This is a genomic window from Burkholderia sp. BCC0097, from assembly GCF_902832985.1.
In the GTDB taxonomy this organism is placed as follows: Bacteria; Pseudomonadota; Gammaproteobacteria; order Burkholderiales; family Burkholderiaceae; genus Burkholderia; species Burkholderia orbicola.
Genome location: NZ_CADFDM010000002.1, coordinates 881,024 through 896,434 on the forward strand (window position 1 = coordinate 881,024; position 15,411 = coordinate 896,434).

A 15,411-nucleotide genomic window follows, 5' to 3' on the forward strand; every position below is an offset into this window, starting at 1 on the left:
GTGAGGACGTACGCTCGAAGCAGGAAATCGCGCGACGGCTTGGCGACAACACATGCGAACACAAACGATCGCTCGCACGGCATCGAAGCGTGAATGACGATATCGCGTTTGCAACGATACTCGCAATCACTCGAACGTGCGCTGAAACTGTGCTGCTTGCGCCGCCGAAGATGTGTGCACGGAAAACTTATTCGGCGCCGGCGGGACGCTCAGCTGTACTGCTTTCCGCGTGGCGGCGCTGTGTCTGCGGCGCACTGTTCACTCCACTTAACATCTTATGCAACGCCTGCCCGCGGCGGTAGCGCGCCCTTCGGCGCCCGCCCGGCGGCATCGATTCCCGTCGTTCGGCGTGCGCGCCGAGCCCGGCCGGCCCGCCGGCCGCCCCGCCTGGAGAAAACCGCATGGAGTCCCGCACTCGCCGTGACGATCCGACCGGCAGCACCGCGTGTCAGGTGACGCGCCACCGTGCCGGCGACGCACACGGCACCGTCGATCGCGTCGTCGACGAAACCCCGGTTGCACTCGTGTTCAACGGTATCTCGCACACGGTCATGATGGCGACGCCGATCGACCTCGACGCGTTCGGCCTCGGCTTCGCGCTGAGCGAAGGCATCGTCGAGCGCGCGTCGGACGTCTTCGACATCGAAAGCGAATACCGGCCGGGCAGCGCCGAAGTGCGGCTCACCGTGTCGCAGCAGGCGTTCATGGCGCTGAAGGCGCACCGCCGCGCGCTGGCCGGCCGCACGGGCTGCGGCGTGTGCGGCATCGAAAGCATCGCGCAACTCGACCTGCACCCGCCGCGTATCGCGGCCGCCGGCGCGGCCGCGGGCGTCGGCGCCGACGCGATCGCGCGCGCCGCGCATGCGTTGCCGGCCCGGCAGACGCTGATGCGCGAGACCGGCGGCATCCACGCGGCCGCGTGGTGCGACCGCGACGGCGCCGTGCTCGACGTGTTCGAGGACGTCGGCCGCCACAACGCGCTCGACAAGCTGATCGGGCAGCTCGCGCGCCGCCGCGCCGACCTGGGCGCGGGCTTCGTGTTCCTGTCGAGCCGCGCGAGCTACGAACTGGTGCGCAAGGCCGCGCGGGTCGGCATCCCGATGATCGCGACGATCTCGGCGCCGACGTCGCTCGCGATCGACGTCGCCCGCGAAGCCGGCGTGCGGCTGCTCGGCTTCTGCCGCAACGACGGCTTCGTCGAATACGTGTCGCCTGCCGCCGTTCATCTCGACCCATTGCCTGCACCGGCGCAGCCGGCCCACTCGTCATGAAACACCTGTTCGATTTCGATACCGCGCAGCAGCAATTCGCCGGCGCGTTCACGCCGCTCGAGGCCGCCGCGTCCGTGCCGGTCGCACAAGCGGCCGGTCACGTGCTGGCCGCGCCGCTGACCGCGGTGCTCGACCAGCCGCCCGCGGATCAGAGCGCGATGGACGGCTACGCCGTACGGCACGCGGACCTCGCGCACGGCGAGCCGCTGCGCGTCGCGCAGCGCTGCTATGCCGGCGACACGCCCGCGCCGCTCGCGCCGCGCACGGCCGCACGCCTCTTCACCGGCAGCCTGATTCCGCCCGGCGCCGACACGGTCGTGATGCAGGAGCATGCGCACGAACAGATGGGTGGCGTCACGTTCGACGCCCCCCAGCGCAGCGGGTCGCACATCCGCCGCCGCGGCGAGGAAGTACGCGCCGGCGATCTGCTCGTGCCGGCCGGCGTGCGCCTGGGCGCGATGCACGTCGGCGTGGCCGCCGCGCAAGGGTTCGCGCGGATCGACGTGCGCGCGGCGCTGCGCGTCGGCATCCTGACGACCGGCGACGAGCTGGTCGCATGCGGCCAGCCGCGCGCGCCGCAGCAGATCTACAACAGCAACGCGCCGATGCTCGCCGCGCTGGTCGCCGGAACCGGTGCCGACGTCGCGCTGAGCCTGCACGCGGCCGATACGGCGGCCGCCGTCGATCGGGCGTTGCGCGACCTGCACGCGCAGTGCGATCTCGTGATCTGCGTCGGTGGCGCGTCCGTCGGCGACAAGGACCTGCTGCGTCCGGCGCTGACTGAACTCGGGGCATCGTTCATCGTCACGGGCGTGCGCATGAAGCCGGGCAAGCCGGTCGCGCTCGCGGCGCTCGATGCGCGGCCCGTGGTACTGCTGCCCGGCAATCCAGGCGCCGCGATGACGGCGTTCGCGCTGTTCGTCGCGCCGCTGATCCGCCGCCTGCAGGGGCGCGACGCATGCCTGCCGGTCGTGCCGTCGCTGCCGATCGACACCGGCTTCGAGCCGGATACCCAGCGCGAGCGCTTCGTTCGCGTGCGCTGTACGGTGGGCGCCGACGGCGCGCCGGTGCTCGACACGCTGCGTCAGCAAGGCGCCGGCACGCTGCAGTCGCTCGTGGTGGCCAGCGGGCTCGCTCGGCTGCCGGCCGGGCGCGCCATCGCGCGCGGCGACGCTGTTCCGTACTACGAATTCGCGCGCTGGCTCGCATGAGCGCGACGCCGGATAGCCGCCCGATGCGATGCCTTCGCCCTTTTTGTCGCCCGATTCGCCGCGCCTGTCGCGCGTCCCTCGCGGCGAACTGTATTCCTGCAATTCGGGCGGGATTGTGTCTCTGCCGACAAAACCCCGCGGACTATGCTCACGATGAGGCTCGCCACGACCCGTGCGCCGACACGTCGGCATCCGCACGGTCAGGCGGCGACGCCCCTTTGCTTACTTCATGCAGGCCGACGACCCGATCGTGAATGCCATCGTTTCCGCCGCGCCGGCCGCCGCCGCCTCATCCGGCGACGCATCGCCCGGTGCTTTCCCCCGCCCGTCCGACACGCTCGGCCGTCCGCTGCGCGACCTGCGCCTGTCCGTCATCGACCAGTGCAATTTCCGCTGCGGCTACTGCATGCCGCGCGAGAGCTTCGGCGCCGACTACGCATTCATGCCGTCGTCCGAGCGATTGTCGTTCGCGCAACTGGAAAAGATCGCCCGCGCCTTTACGTCGCTCGGCGTCGAGAAGATCCGCATCACGGGCGGCGAGCCGCTGCTGCGCCGCAATCTCGAAGCGCTGATCGAACGGCTGGCCGCGCTGACGACCGTCGACGGCAAGCCCGTCGAAATCGCGCTGACGACCAACGGCTCGCTGCTGGCCGCGAAGGCACGCGCGTTGCGCGATGCGGGGCTGTCGCGCGTGACCGTGAGCCTCGATGCGCTCGACGACGGGGTATTCCGCCGGATGAGCGACGCCGACGTGCCGGTGGCCCGCGTGCTGGCCGGCATCGAGGCCGCGCATGCGGCCGGGCTCGCGCCGGTCAAGGTCAACGCAGTGATCGAGCGCGGCGTGAACGACGACCAGATCCTGCCGCTCGTGCGGCACTTCCGGCATACGGGCGTGGCCGTGCGCTTCATCGAATACATGGATGTCGGCGGCGCCAGCTTCTGGTCCGGCGACAAGGTCGTCCCGGCCGCGCGGATGCGCGCGCTGATCGACGAACACTACCCGCTCGTGCTCGTCGGCGAACCGGGGCACGACGCCACCGCGATCCGTTGCGCGCACATCGATGGCGCGGGCGAGGTCGGCTTCATCGCGAGCGTGTCGCATCCGTTCTGCGGCACCTGCTCGCGCGCCCGCGTGTCGGCCGACGGCCAGCTTTATACCTGCCTGTTCGCGACGCAAGGCACCGACCTGCGGCCGTGGCTCGACGACGCCGCGTCGACCGCCGACCTCGCCGCCGCCGTGCGCGCACGCTGGACGCGGCGCGACGACCGCTATTCCGAGCGCCGGGCCGCACGGCCAGCCCGTGCGCCGGGCAAGACCTATCCGACCGTGCGCATGTCGCTCGTCGGCGGCTGACGGGCCGCCCCGCGATACAGGATGCGCCACCCACTGGAGAACGTGTCATGACGACCTTCACCGAATCCCGCGCCGGGCTGCCGGACGATCCGCCGCGCGCCGGCAGCGCCCCGCCGCACGTCGACGCGACCGAGCCGCACCCCGAATCGGCGCCCGCGATCGCGGCCGGCTTCGAAGTGCGCGTGCAGCATGCGCCGATCGACGCGGGCGCGGAGCTTGCGCCGATCGTTCGCAATCCGAATGTCGGCGCGGTCGTGAATTTTCTCGGGGTCGTGCGCAAGGAAGGCGACGTCGACGATGTCGTCGCGCTGGAAGTCGAGCACTACCCGACGATGACCGAACAGGCGCTATGGAGCATCGTCGAGGAGGCCACCGCGCGCTGGCGGCTCGAAGCGGTCAGGATCGTGCACCGCGTCGGCCGCATTCCGCTCGGCCAGCCGGTCGTGCTGGTCGTCGTGGCCGCCGCGCATCGCGCGTCCGCGTTCGATGCGTGCGAATTCCTGATGGATTTCCTGAAGACCCACGCGCCGTTCTGGAAGAAGGAGATCCGGCACGACGGCGAATCCGGCTGGGTCGAGGCGAAAGCGCATGACGACCAGGCGATGCGGCGCTGGGGCTGAGCGCGTTCGCTTCGTGTGTTCCGATTCCGCCGCTACCGCTCTTGCTCGAGACATTCCAATGAAACTGACGATCAAATACTTCGCGAGCATTCGCGAACAACTGGCGCTCGATGAAGAAACCGTCGAAATCGATGCCCGCGAACTCACCGTCGACGCGTTGCGCGGCACGCTGGCAGCGCGCGACGCGCGCAGCGCGGACGCGTTGCGGATGGACCGCCCCGTGCGGGCGGCCGTGAACCTCGAAATGGTGACCGGGGAATTCATCGTGCGGGAGGATAGCGAGGTCGCGTTCTTTCCGCCGGCGACGGGCGGATGACGTCCCCCGCGCAACGCCCGTTTCGATGTCGATCGTTCATGCCGCGCCCTGATCGGCCAGGGCCTGCAACGCTGCAAGCGCCGCCGGATTCTCGAGGGCGCTCACGTCGCCCGGCGGCAAACCCCGCAATACGTTGCGCACCACGCGGCGCATGACCTTCCCGTTGCGCGTGCGCGGCAGATCGGGCACGACATGCACGACGCCGGGACGGAACGGTTTTCCCGGCGCCGCCTCGATCCGATTATGTCAGTGGTGCTCATCGAAGTGCTCCGTCCGAATCGCGAGTCGCACGATGTCGCCCTGCCGGATCGCCCCGAGCAGGCAGGGCGGCAGATCAGGGTTGCGGATCATGGCCAGCCTTTCCACGCCGGAAATCGGGCTTGCGCCTTTCGCGAAAAGCACGCGTGCCCTCCTTCGATTCGTCGGTGTCGTAGTACAGCGACAGCGCCTCGAATCCCAGCGCACCGATCGCGCGAATGTTCTCGGAATCCGCGTTGAACGACCGCTTGGTGATCGCCAGCGCCGTGGGGCTCAGCGCAAGGATTTCGTCGCACCATCGCGAGACTTCCCGGTCGAGCTGATCGGCAGGCACGACCGCGTTGAGCCACCCCATTGCAAGCGCTTCGCGCGCCGTGTAGCGCCGGCACAGGAACCACACTTCCCGCGCGCGTTTTTCCCCGAGGGCGCGGGCGAGCAGCGCCGTGCCGAAGCCGGGATCCACCGAACCGACCCTCGGCCCCACCTGCCCGAGCTGGGCCGCTTCGCTCGCGATCGCCAGGTCGCACACCGTCACGAGCACGTTGCCGCCGCCGATCGCATAGCCGTTGACGCGCGCGATCACCGGCTTCGGCACGTCGCGAATGAGGCTCTGCAACTCGTCCACGGGCAAGCCGATCGCGCCGCGGCCACCGTAGCCGCCATCGCCGTGGCTCGTCTGGTCGCCGCCGGTGCAAAAGGCCTTTTCGCCGGCGCCGGTCAGCACGATCACGCCGATCTCGCGATTCCAGCCCGCCTGCTGAAAGGCATGCAGCAGTTCGTCGACCGTCCTGGCGCGGAACGCGTTGTACACCGACGGACGGTTGATCGTGATCGTCGCCACGCCGCCCGCTTCGCGATACAGAATGTCCTCATACTTCATCGCGCGGCCTCCAGCACCGTCAGCACCGCGTCGAGCGCATCCAGTCCCTCGTCCAGCTCCGTGCGCGAGATGACGAGCGGCGGCGCCACGATCACCACGTTGTAGCGCCCGTACGCGTGGACACCGCGCTTCAGCAGCTCGCCATGGAACGCGCGCATCGGCGCCGATCCCGCCGGGTGGTGCCACTCGACGAGCGGCTCCCGCGTTTCCCGATCTCGTACCAGCTCGATGCCGAACTGGGCGCCCATGCCCCGCACGTCGCCGATCGACGGATGACGCCGCGCCAGCTCGCCGAGCCCGTCACGCAGCCAGTTCTCGATCTCGCGCGCCCGCTCGAACAAGCCCTCGTCCAGATAGACCTTCAGCGCGGCGAGCCCGCCGGCGACCGCCAGTACGTGGCCCGCATGCGTGTGGCCCACGTCGAAGAGTTCCGTATCGAAGTGGCGGGCCACGCCCTCGCGCACCAGGACACCGCCGAGGGGCGTGTACGAAGCGCTGGCTCCCTTGGCGAACGAAATCAGGTCCGGCAACACGCCGACCCGCTCGGCGCAGAACAATGCCCCCGTGCGCCCGAAGCCCGTCATGACCTCGTCGAAGATCAGCAGGATGCCGTGCCGGTCGCACAGGTCGCGAACGCCTGCGAGATACCCCGGCGGGTAGACGACGACCCCGCTCGATCCCGTCATCGGCTCCATCAGGATCGCGGCCACGTTCTGTGCGCCTTCGTGCGAAAGGACGCGCGCCAAATGATCGAGGGCGCGCCGGGTTTCCTCGGCCGGCTCCGACGTATGGAACGGGCTGCGATACGGATACGGCGCAAAGAACTTCACCATGCCCGCCAGCGCCGGGAACGGATCGCGCCAGCGGTCTACGCCCGTCATCGCGCTCGCGCCGAGGGTGCTGCCGTGATACGACCGATAGGCGGTCAGCACCTTGGGCCGGCGTGTCACCAGCCGCGCGATCTTCACCGCGTCGTCGTTTGCCTCGGCACCGCCGCAGGTGAAGTGCACGCGCAGCCCGTCCGGCCACGGCGAAACGCTGTTCAGGAGTTCCGCGTATTCGGCGCGCACGTCGTTGAAGTAGCTGGACGCGACCCAGCACATGCGCGCGGCCTGCGCCTGGATCGCCTGCACCACCTTCGGATGGCCATGACCCAACGACACCGCGACATAGCCGCTGGTGAGGTCCAGATAGCGCTTGCCGTTCGCATCGTAGAAGTAGCATCCGTGCGCATGCGTGATGACCGGCGGATTGAGCCCGCCCTGGACCGCCCAGGGCACGAGCACCTTTCGAAACGACGACGCGAGCGCGGGATTCGACTCGCCGTGAATGCTGAGATCCATGTTGACTCCGGAAATGGCATGGCTCACTATTTCTGAGCCTCGTGACAGAAGGCTTCCAGATTAAGCACGCACGTCCAGCGCAACAAATCAAACGTTTCCACACTGAGACTCAATTCAACTGAGCCATGCCGCGACAACTTCCACCCCTGCTCTCCGTGCGCGCCTTCGAGGCGGCCGCGCGCCATGGCGGCTTTGCCCGTGCGGGTGACGAGCTATGCGTCACGTCCGGTGCGGTGGGGCATCAAGTGCGGCTGCTGGAGGAGTGGCTGGGAACGCCGTTGTTCATGCGTGGCGCCCGGTCGGTCCAGTTGACGGAGATCGGGCGGCGCTACTTCCTGGAAATCGAACGCTTGATGGACGAGCTCGAGCGCGCGTCGCTCGGTATCCGGCAAGCCGCGGATTCGCCGGAGGTCACGGTCACCGCGATGCCGTCGTTCGTCACGCGTTGGCTGATGCCGCGCCTGGGCGAGTTCCGGCGGCTGCATCCCGACATCGAGGTGCGCCTGCTGGCTTCGGTGCCCGCCGTCGACTTCAGCCGCGAGCGCGTGGACGTGGCGATCCGCCTGGGTGTGGGCCCCTATCCGGGGCTCGTCGCGGAAAAGCTGATGCCGGAAACGTTCCTCGCGGTCGGCCAACCGTCGCTATGCAAGCCGTTGCGCACCGTGGACGATGTGTTGTGTGCGACCCTGCTGCACGACGAATACGAGGCCCGCATTCCGGAGCAGGTGGACTGGGTGCGCTGGTGCCGGATGCAGGACGGGCACGCGAGCGCGGCGCGTTTGCGACAGGGGCCGAGCTTCTCGCATACCTATCTGACGCTCGATGCCGCGATCGCGGGCCAGGGCGTGGCCGTGGCGTCGGACGTCCTCGCTGCCGATGCGGTCAGGCAGGGGCTATTGGCCATTGCACCGGGCAAGCCGGTGCAGGGGCCCTACAGCTACCACCTGTTGACGACGCGCGCGGCCACCGCGCGGCCACAGATCGACGCCTTCTGCAGTTGGCTACGCTCCGCCGCACGGTCGTTCTCGGCAGCCGGGTGGGCTTGAACGACATGAGTCGCAGATGGCCGGTCCGACCGCCGGCGAGCCATGTCGGCCGCCCGTTCACCGCATGCACGCCGCGGCCAGCTTCCCGACCGTGATCACCGCCTGCTCGATCTCCGGCGACCACGGGCTGCTGTAGTTCAACCGGATGAAATTCCGGTAGTTGTCGGTGATCGAGAACATGTAGCCCGGCCCGATCGTGATCCCCTGCTCCAGCGCGAGCTGATACAACCGCATCGCATCGACCTGCGCCGGCAACTCGACCCACAGCACGTAGCCGCCTGCCGGGCTCGAAATACGCGTGCCTTCCGGAAAGAACCGCGACACCATCGCGCGCATCAGATTCGCCTGTTGCGCGTACGCCTTGCGCAGGCGCCGCAGGTGATGCTCGTAGCCGTCGCGTTCCAGAAACTCCGCGATCGCCAACTGCGGCAACGACGGCGTCGCCAGCGTATTGAGGAACTTCAGCTTCTCGACCTGATCGCGATAGCGGCCCGGCAGCGCCCAGCCGATCCGGTACGCGGCCGTCAGGCTCTTCGAGAACGACGAGCAATGCAGCACGATCCCGGTCCGGTCGTAGGACTTCAGCGAACTCGGATGCGTATCGCCGAAATACAGTTCGTTATACACACCGTTCTCGATGATCGGTATGCCGGCTTTCGTTGCGAACTCAACCAGTTCGCGTTTGCGCTCGTCCGGCATCTGGAAGCCCAGCGGATTCTGGAAGTTCGGCATCACCATGCACGCGGCGATCGGCTGCGATTTCGCGATCGCGGCCAGCGCCGCGATGTCGATCCCGTATTCCGGATGCGTCGCCACCTCGATCGCCTTCATCCCCATCCGTTCGATCGCGTGCAGCATCGCGTAGAACGTCGGCGACTCCACCGCGATCGTGTCGCCCGGCTTCGCCACCGCCTGCAGGCACAGGTTGATCGCCTCCGTCGCACCGACCGTCACGATGATCTCGTTCGGGTCCACCGACATCCCGTTTTCCAGGTAGCGGCGCGCGATCTGCCGGATCAACCGCGGGTGTCCGGGTGGCAGCCCGTCGGTCACGCCCCACAGCGACTTGTCGCGACCGGCCGCGTACGCGTAGCGGTTCAGCTTCTCGAACGGAAACAGGCTCGGGTCCGGATACGGCGAGCCGAGCGGCACCGCGTCGTCCGTGCCGATCGAGCGCAGCGTCGACAGCACGAGCCGGCTCACGTCCACCGACGACGAGATCGCGATCGGCTTCGACGGCCGCAGCTCGCGTACCGGCGCATGACTGTCGTCGCGCCGCAGGTTCACGAAATAGCCCGACTGCGGCCGGCTTTCGAGCAGCCCGCGGCTTTCCAGCAGCAGATACGCATGCAGCACGGTCGTGATGCTGATCCGGTGCTGCTGGCTCGCCTGCCGCACCGACGGAATCCGGTCGCCGTGCCGGTACACCCCCTGGCGGATCAAGCGCTCGATGTCGTCCGCGAGTTTTTCATAGAGTTTCATCGTGCGTCTCCTGCCGGCGCGCGCCGCCCCGCCGCCCCGCCATGTGCGCCCGATACGCACGCGTTGCACGTGTTTCGCCCGCCGACCGGGCCGTCGTGATTCCTGATCTTTCCCTCCGGTTTTGCCTTTTCCATCGCACTGGCTCTCTCTTGAAGATGCACCGACAGGGTTCCGGAACAGCGGGATCTGCGGCACTGTGCACTTGATGATTGGATCTTAAGAGAAGAACAGTTGGCGACGAGTACACACATCGAACGCGCGAACAAGAGTACAGTTCGGCGCGAATCGCGCATCTCAGGAAAACTGTACGTCTTATGAAATGGCTGGACAGCCGGATGCGGGCCGAGCGGGCCCGACCGGCCTGGAACGCCCGCCGCACGGGCCTGCGCGCGGCTGCGGCAATCGGGGTGCAATACTGTGCGCCCGCCAGTTTTTTCACGGTGAGCGCCCGACCATGCAGCACACGCTCGAACACCCCACCGGCCCGGGAAGCGCGCCCCGGCGCCGTGCGACCAGTACAGAAGAAATCGCGCCGGAACGATCCAGCCGCCCCAGGAGCACACGATGACCGACCACGCCCTCGTCGCGCTGCTGATCGCGCGGCTGACCGACCCGGCCGCCCACGCGGGCTCCGTCGACGAGGCGATCGACCTGTCGGCGCTCGACGCGCCCGCGCTCGGCGCCGTGTGGCCGGCGCTGCGGCGCGTCGAGCACGAGATCCTCGTACGCGATCAGGCGTTCGGCGACCCACGCGCCGAATTCGCGCGCTGGCTGCACCGGCAGATCGACGCGCTCGGCCTCGAGCCGCTCATCGGCGCCGATGCTGCACTCGAGCTGTTCCGCGCCATGCCGGCCGGCGAGTGGAAACGCGCGCTGGAGGATCTGCCCTGCCTCGATGCGCTGCCGTCGCCGGCGCTGCAGGCCGAACTCGTGCGGATCGCCGGGGAACCGGAAGCAGGCGGATTGCGCGCGGCATCCGCCTATGCCGCGTATGCGCTCGACTGGTTCGCGGGCCGTCGCGATTTCTCGGCGCGGCACGCCGCCTATGCACAGTTGCTCGCGGATTCGCCGTTTCGCGTACGCGAACTCGACGTGCTCCCGGCGCTCGGCCCGGCCGCGCTGCTCGCGCTGGCCGCGACCGACGGCGGCTATTTCGCGCCGAAGCGGCTGTGGATCGACTCCAGCGATCCGGCCGTGACGCTCGCGGAAGAAGCCGCGTACGTCGCCTTCGCGCGCGACGCGTTGACCGAAGCCGCGCGGCAGGTCGCGGCGCTGCATGCCGGCACCGTGCCCTACGAAGCCGATCGCGCGTTCACGACCGACGACGCGCAAGTGCTCTCACGCGCCGCGCGCGTGGCCGCCTATCGCGACGAGGCATGGCTGCGCCCGCTGATCGGGCCGCTGCTGACGGGCGTGTGCGTCGCGCCGACGGCCGCAAGAACCGCGCCGTCGCAGTCGCTCGCGATCGCGCTCGGCCATGCGATCGAGACGATCCCGACACCCGAGAGCGTGCGCGCGCTGCGCGACGCGCTGGCCGTCGTCCGTCATGCGGGCGTGCAGAAGAAACTCGCGCGCAACCTGAAGCCGGCCGAACGCGCGCTCGGCGAGCGGCCGCACACCGCGCTGCGGATGACGCTCGACGCGAAACCCGACAAGAAACAATCGGCGATGCTCGCCGCGTGCATGGAAGCGGGCTTCTGGCAGCCGATGACGCTCGGCCACGCCGAATGGCGCGAGCGGCTCGTCGATGCGCCGGCCGGCGCCGCGTTCTCGGCGCGGATGATCTGGCAAGCGTGTCGCAGCGATGGCGCGACGCAGTCGTTCATGCCCGACATCGCCAAAGGCAAGGTCGTGCTGCGCGATGCGGCCGGCCACGCATGCGAGATCGCCAGCGACTGCACCATCCGGCTATGGCACCCGCTGCTGGCCGACGCGGACGAACGGCTCGCGTGGCAGCGCGCGATCGTCGGCCGGTCGCTGCGGCAACCGATCAGGCAGGCGTTCCGCGAGTACTACGTGCCGAGCGACGACGACGCGTCGGCCAGCGATACCGCGATGTTCGAAGGTCACGTGCTGTCGAGCCGGCCGCTGCTCGGCGTCGCGCGCCGCGAAGGCTGGTCGATCCGCGCGTACGGCGACGCGCTCGTCCGCGAATTCGGCGACGTGCGCGCGACCTTCGTCGTCGATGCGCGGCTCTATCCGGGTTCGGAAAGCCACGGGACGTCGCGCCGGCTGTATGTCGAACGCCGGCACGGCGGGCGCTGGGCGCCAGTGCCGATCGGCGAGATCGATCCCGTCGTGTTCTCCGAAGTCGCGCGTGCGGTCGACCTGCTCGTCAGCGTGTCCGCGTTCGCGCTCGACGACGATGCCACCCGCGCGGCGGCCGCTGCCGACGCGACGGACCCGGCCCGCCAGCGCGACCTCGAAACGGAACGCCGGCAGCGCCTGAACCGGTTGTCGGACCTGCCGCTCGGCGTGATGGCGCGACATCGCAGGCAGGTGCTGTCGCTCGTATTCGCCGAACCGGTTGCGCAAGGGAGGATCACGATCGACGAACGCCACGTGCGCGCCGGCGCGTGGTCGGTGCATTGCGCGACCGGCCGCGTGACGCGCGACGGCGAGCCGGTCGAACCGGCGATCGCGCCGCCGCCGTCGCCGCTGCGCGCGGTGCCGTGGCTGCCTTATGACGAAGCGCTGTTGCAGCGGATCGTCGACGTCGTCGCGGGGTGGCTCGACTGAGCCGGCGCCCTCAGATCGAACCGAACAGCGCGCGCGGCCGGTCCTTCAGCGTGCCGGACAGGATGCGCAGCCCGTTGACGAGTTCGTCGCGGGTGGCCGGGCACGCGAGGTTGATGCGCACGCCGTGCTCGAGTTCCGCGCGGTCGACCGCGAAAGTCGACGACGGCATCACGATCACGCCACGCGCTTTCGCATTCGCGGCGAAGTCGTCGGCTCGCCACGGCGGCGGCAGCCGCAGCCACACGAACATGCAGGCGGGGTCGGCCTTCAGCTGCCCGGCCGGCAGCAGTTCCCGCGCGAGATCGACGCGTGCGCGAATCTCCGCGAGTTGCGCGGCCATGATCCGCTCGGCGGTGCCGTCCTCGATCCATACCGTCGCGATCAACATCGACGTGGGCGCCGGCATCCATGCGGTGGTGCGCACGGCTTCCGCGCACAGCGCGACGCTGTCGCGCGGGCAGCTCAGGTAGCCGAGGCGCAGCCCCGGCGCGAGGATCTTCGACGTCGCGCCGATATGGAACGTCAGCTCCGGGCCCAGCCCCGCGATCGCCGGCAGCCGGTCGCGCACGAGCGGGCCGTACACGTCGTCCTCGATGATCGTCACGTGATGGCGCCGCGCGATGTCGACGAGCGCCATGCGGCGCGCGAGGCTCATCGTCGTCACGGTCGGGTTCTGCAGGTTCGGCACGACGAAGATCGCCTTGACCGGCATGCGCTGGCAGATCCGTTCGATCTCGTCGGGCAGCAGGCCGTCGTCGTCGGCCGGCGCGCTGACGATCTCGAACTGGAACACCGGCGCGAGCGCCTTGAGCCCGTAATACGTGAGGCGGTCGGCGACGATCACGCCGTCGGTGCCGATCAGGCTGTTGAGCACCGCATACAGCCCGTGCTGCGCGCCGCTCGTGACGACCACCTGGTCGGGCGACGGCGCGAAGCCCGGCGCGGCCAGCCATTGCGCGCCGGCCGCACGCGCCCAGTCGGGGCCTTGCGGCGGCTGGTACTCCTGCAGCGCGGCAAATCGCGGGTCGTTCGGCAGCGTGGCGAAGGTCTGCGCGAGGCTCGCGAGAAATTCGCCGGTCGCCGGGCGGTTCACGGTCAGGTCGATCACGCCGTTGCCCGCCGCAAGCGATGCGCGGGCCGGCTCGATGCTCGGCATCGCGCCGCCGGTGACGAGCGAGCCGCGACGCTTGCTGCCGATCACGAGGCCGCGCAACTGCAACTCCTTGTACGCACGCGACACCGTCGACACGTTGATGCCGAGTTCGGTCGCGAGCTGGCGCTGCGGCGGCAGGCGGCTGCCGGGCGGATACATGCCGTTGCGGATTTCCGCCTCGATCGAGCTCGATACCTCGACGTAGGTCGGTCGCTTCGCCGGTGCCGGCAGGCCGCCATCGCGCTCGCCGGAAAGTTTGTCTGATGCCATCTATCGCCCGTGACCACACAAAAAGCGTTTGTCTGCCGTTTTGGCTTGCCCCGCGATTGTATAGGACCTCCCTTCTCCGTCAATCATTCACTGAAAAGTCTGCTGAATCAGCAAGTTGAAATCGGGTAAACGCCAGCACCACACAATATTATTTTGATTGCATACAAAAATTTAATGTGTGATTCTTGATTGCAACTTTGTGTGAATCATCTCCTTAGAAGGGGAAGCGTCATGGCGAACGTCGCCATCGTGGGTGCAGGCTTCATCGGGCTCGGCGCGGCGGCGTGGCTGCAGCGCGACGGCCATCGCGTGACGCTGTTCGATCCGGCCGGCGTCGGCCAGGGCGCGTCGTTCGGCAATGCCGCGACGTTCGCGCCGTACGGTTGCGTGCCGGTGAACGGCCCGTCGGTGTTCCGCGACCTGCCGCACTTCCTGTTCGCCGCCGACAGCCCGCTGCGCATCCGCTGGCCGTACCTGCTGCACGGCGCGCCCTGGCTCGCGAGGTTTCTGCTCGCGTCGACGCCCGCGCGCCACGCACGCAGCGCGCGTGCGCTGGCCGCGCTGCTGTCGCGCGCCGCCGACGGCTATGCGCCGCTGCTCGCGCCGTCGCGGCTCGCGGCGTTCGTGCAGCCGCGCGAATGCCTGTACCTGTACGCGCGGCAGGCGTCGTTCGACGCCGCGCAGCCGTCGCTCGCGCTGCGGCGCCGGCTCGACGTGCCGTTCGAGACGCTCGATGCAAGCGCGATCCGCCGGCTCGAGCCCGCGCTCGCGCCGATCTTCTCGCGCGGCGTACTGTTCGCCGGCAGCTGGCATTTCTCCGATCCGCACGGGTTTCTCGGCGAACTGTTCGCCCAGCTCGCCGCCACCGGCGCGACGCTCGAACGCGCGCGGGTCGAACGGATCGCCCCGGCCGGCGACAGCGTGAACGTGCACGCGGGCGGCACGGTGCGCGCGTTCGATCACGTCGTCATCGCCGCGGGCGCCCGTTCGCGCGAATTGGCAGCCGCGTGCGGCGATGCGGTGCCGCTCGATACCGAGCGCGGCTATCACGTGCAGTTCGGTGCGCACGAGCCGATCGTCACGCGACCGGTCGGCTGGGCCGAGCGCGGCTTCTACATGACGCCGCTCGACGAAGGGCTGCGCGCGGCCGGCACCGTCGAGCTCGGCGGCTTCGACGCGCCGATGAATCCGTCGCTGGTCGCGTTGCTCACGCGCTCCGCGCGCGAAGCCGTGCCGTCGCTCGGCACGCCGACGCGCAGCTGGCTCGGCTTCCGGCCAACGCTGCCCGACGGCGTGCCCGTCATCGGCCGCGCACGCGACAGCGCGCGCGTGATCCACGCATTCGGTCATCAGCATCTCGGTGTGACGCTCGCCGGCATCACCGGGCAGATCGTCGCCGACCTCGTCGCCCGGCGCGCACCGCCGCTGGACCTCACGCCATACCGGGCCGCGCGATTCTGACGCGCGC

12 protein-coding genes and 1 pseudogene are annotated in these 15,411 nt (G+C 69.1%); 8 read left to right on the top strand and 5 right to left on the bottom strand.

The window, feature by feature from the left end; translation table 11 throughout:
- Positions 1–401: 401 nt before the first annotated feature.
- The 5 genes from fdhD (at position 402) to HWX07_RS09275 (ending at position 4,772) form a co-directional block, all read left to right on the top strand.
- Positions 402–1,271: a formate dehydrogenase accessory sulfurtransferase FdhD gene (gene fdhD / locus HWX07_RS09255; RefSeq protein WP_175876079.1), complete on the top strand. Its 870-nt coding sequence runs from the start codon at positions 402–404 to the stop codon at positions 1,269–1,271.
- A complete protein-coding gene (gene glp / locus HWX07_RS09260; RefSeq protein WP_175876080.1) occupies positions 1,268–2,482 on the top strand; it encodes a gephyrin-like molybdotransferase Glp in 1,215 nt (404 codons plus the stop codon). The genes fdhD and glp overlap by 4 nt, the downstream gene beginning before the upstream one ends.
- 229 nt (positions 2,483–2,711) lie before the next feature.
- Positions 2,712–3,836, top strand: a complete 1,125-nt coding sequence (gene moaA, locus HWX07_RS09265; RefSeq protein ID WP_175876081.1) for a GTP 3',8-cyclase MoaA — start codon at positions 2,712–2,714, stop codon at positions 3,834–3,836.
- A gap of 47 nt (positions 3,837–3,883) precedes the next feature.
- Positions 3,884–4,456, top strand: a complete 573-nt coding sequence (locus HWX07_RS09270) for a molybdenum cofactor biosynthesis protein MoaE (protein WP_175876082.1) — start codon at positions 3,884–3,886, stop codon at positions 4,454–4,456.
- A gap of 58 nt (positions 4,457–4,514) precedes the next feature.
- A complete protein-coding gene (locus tag HWX07_RS09275; RefSeq protein WP_175876083.1) occupies positions 4,515–4,772 on the top strand; it encodes a MoaD/ThiS family protein in 258 nt (85 codons plus the stop codon).
- Positions 4,773–4,808: 36 nt separating this feature from the next.
- Here the strand turns inward: HWX07_RS09275 and HWX07_RS09280 are convergent.
- From HWX07_RS09280 to HWX07_RS09290, 3 genes and pseudogenes are all read right to left on the bottom strand, one after another.
- Positions 4,809–4,994: pseudogene (locus HWX07_RS09280) on the bottom strand (hypothetical protein); the annotation flags it as partial.
- Positions 4,995–5,106: 112 nt separating this feature from the next.
- The gene (locus HWX07_RS09285; protein ID WP_175876084.1) at positions 5,107–5,910 is read right to left on the bottom strand and encodes an enoyl-CoA hydratase-related protein; all 804 of its coding nucleotides are present in this window, start codon (positions 5,908–5,910) and stop codon (positions 5,107–5,109) included.
- On the bottom strand, positions 5,907–7,280 hold the full coding sequence (locus HWX07_RS09290) for an aminotransferase class III-fold pyridoxal phosphate-dependent enzyme (protein ID WP_244129961.1): 1,374 nt from the start codon (positions 7,278–7,280) through the stop codon (positions 5,907–5,909). The genes HWX07_RS09285 and HWX07_RS09290 overlap by 4 nt, the downstream gene beginning before the upstream one ends.
- 98 nt (positions 7,281–7,378) lie before the next feature.
- On the opposite strand from HWX07_RS09290, the gene gcvA reads away from it, so the two are divergent.
- The gene (gene gcvA, locus HWX07_RS09295) at positions 7,379–8,299 is read left to right on the top strand and encodes a transcriptional regulator GcvA (protein ID WP_175876085.1); all 921 of its coding nucleotides are present in this window, start codon (positions 7,379–7,381) and stop codon (positions 8,297–8,299) included.
- Between the two features lie 57 nt (positions 8,300–8,356).
- On the opposite strand, the gene HWX07_RS09300 is transcribed toward gcvA, so the two are convergent.
- Positions 8,357–9,781 (bottom strand): PLP-dependent aminotransferase family protein, encoded by a 1,425-nt coding sequence (locus HWX07_RS09300; RefSeq protein ID WP_175682252.1) that lies wholly within the window; start codon positions 9,779–9,781, stop codon positions 8,357–8,359.
- Between the two features lie 564 nt (positions 9,782–10,345).
- On the opposite strand from HWX07_RS09300, the gene HWX07_RS09305 reads away from it, so the two are divergent.
- Positions 10,346–12,520, top strand: a complete 2,175-nt coding sequence (locus HWX07_RS09305) for a DUF4132 domain-containing protein (RefSeq protein WP_175876086.1) — start codon at positions 10,346–10,348, stop codon at positions 12,518–12,520.
- 10 nt (positions 12,521–12,530) lie between these two features.
- Here HWX07_RS09305 and HWX07_RS09310 read toward each other — a convergent pair whose 3' ends face one another.
- Positions 12,531–13,943: a PLP-dependent aminotransferase family protein gene (locus HWX07_RS09310; RefSeq protein ID WP_175876087.1), complete on the bottom strand. Its 1,413-nt coding sequence runs from the start codon at positions 13,941–13,943 to the stop codon at positions 12,531–12,533.
- A 231-nt stretch (positions 13,944–14,174) separates the two neighbouring features.
- On the opposite strand from HWX07_RS09310, the gene HWX07_RS09315 reads away from it, so the two are divergent.
- Positions 14,175–15,404, top strand: a complete 1,230-nt coding sequence (locus HWX07_RS09315; RefSeq protein ID WP_175876088.1) for an FAD-dependent oxidoreductase — start codon at positions 14,175–14,177, stop codon at positions 15,402–15,404.
- Positions 15,405–15,411 lie beyond the last annotated feature (7 nt).